Here is a 1,537-nt window from a genome sequence, read left to right on the forward strand (position 1 = left end):
GTGAAGATCCTATGGGGATGGAAAGCGGCGAGCGCTCTGCCAGAGTGAGGTCGCCAAACATCACCTGGAGGTCAGCATGCAAGCCAACAGCACCAAAGCCCCGGCCGCTATCCGCGTCGATCTTGCCGCAATATTTGTCTCGTTAGAACTGTCTCGTTCAAAGTGGCTTGTGACCTCCCTCACTCCGGGAGGCGGCGAGAAGATGTCGCGACACATTGTGTCGGCGGGCGACGTTTCGGGTTTGCTCGACCACTTCGGTGAGCTGCAACGCAAGTCGGAAGCACGAACGAAACAGAACTTGCGGATCATTTGCATCCAGGAGGCAGGTCTGGATGGATTCTGGATACACCGGGTTCTTGAGCGCGAAGGTGTCGAAAGCTACGTTGTCGACCCGGCATCGATCGCCACATCACGCCGCCGCCGCCGGGCCAAGACTGACCGGATCGACGGGGAAGCGCTCATCCGGGCTTTGCTGGCTTATAGCCGCGGCGAGCCACGCGTGTGCGCCATGTTGCGGGTACCGACGCCAGAAGAGGAGGACCGTCGCCGTCTGGTGCGCGAGCGAAAGGCGCTGACGAACGAACGGATCAGGCACGTCAATAGGATAAAGGGTCTGCTGTTCAGCCAAGGCGTGTCGGGATATGAACCATTGAAGGGCGATCGCCGCAAGTGCCTCGACGCGCTTATCACCGGGGATGGACGGCCGTTGCCGCCGGCACTCAGGGCACAGATTAGCCGCGAACTCGATCGGATCGAGTTGCTGATCCAGCAAATCAAGGCCGTCGAGGAGGAACGCGATGCTATGCTCGCCGCGGCCGATGCGCCCACACCGACGCTGTTGCTCAATCTCAAAGGTATCGGCCCGGAATTTGCGGCTGTCTTGTGGTCCGAGGGACTTTCTCGGAAGTTCGACAATCGAAGGCAGGTCGCCGCTTACGCCGGTCTCGCCCCAACACCGTGGCAAAGTGGTCAGATCGATTACGAGCAGGGGGTGTCGAAATCCGGCAATCCCCGGCTGCGGTCGACGCTAGTTCAAGTTGCCTGGCTCTGGGTGCGCCATCAGCCGAACTCGGCACTCAGTCAATGGTTCAGGACGCGCGTCATGCAGAATGGTGGTAGGTATAAGAAGACCGCCATCGTCGCCCTTGCCCGCAAACTGCTAGTCGCGCTTTGGAAATACGTGAACGCTGGCGTTGTCATAGAAGGAGCGGTTCTGACGAAATCATCGGCGTAAGGCCAGCTCAGATTAAGTAATCTTCGAGGGCCGATCGGCCTTCGGATGATCCTCGGCAGACGAACCGACGAAACTCATGGCTTAGTACAGCCGCCGTTGAAGAATGGTCTCGTCTTCTGGGTCCGAATCCGCCGCAAGCGGGATCATGGAACAGGTGCAGATGCCCTGACCGAATATAAGGTGGACTGGGTTCGCTCGCGAACCGCGTCGCGCAAACGGACCCGCCAAATGGATCTGCGATACTCAAAGACACCTGACAATGAGTAGGTAAGGCCAATATGCGGTTGACCATCCCCATATAAG

1 protein-coding gene is annotated in these 1,537 nt (G+C 58.8%); it reads left to right on the forward strand.

Annotated elements, in window-relative coordinates; translation table 11 throughout:
• Positions 1-76: 76 nt before the first annotated feature.
• Entirely contained in the window at positions 77-1,234 is a 1,158-nt protein-coding gene (locus tag DDE76_RS19300) for an IS110 family RNA-guided transposase (RefSeq protein WP_104891357.1), read from the forward strand.
• Positions 1,235-1,537: the final 303 nt, after the last annotated feature.

It is taken from the genome of Devosia indica, assembly GCF_003056405.1.
In the GTDB taxonomy this organism is placed as follows: domain Bacteria; phylum Pseudomonadota; class Alphaproteobacteria; order Rhizobiales; family Devosiaceae; genus Devosia; species Devosia indica.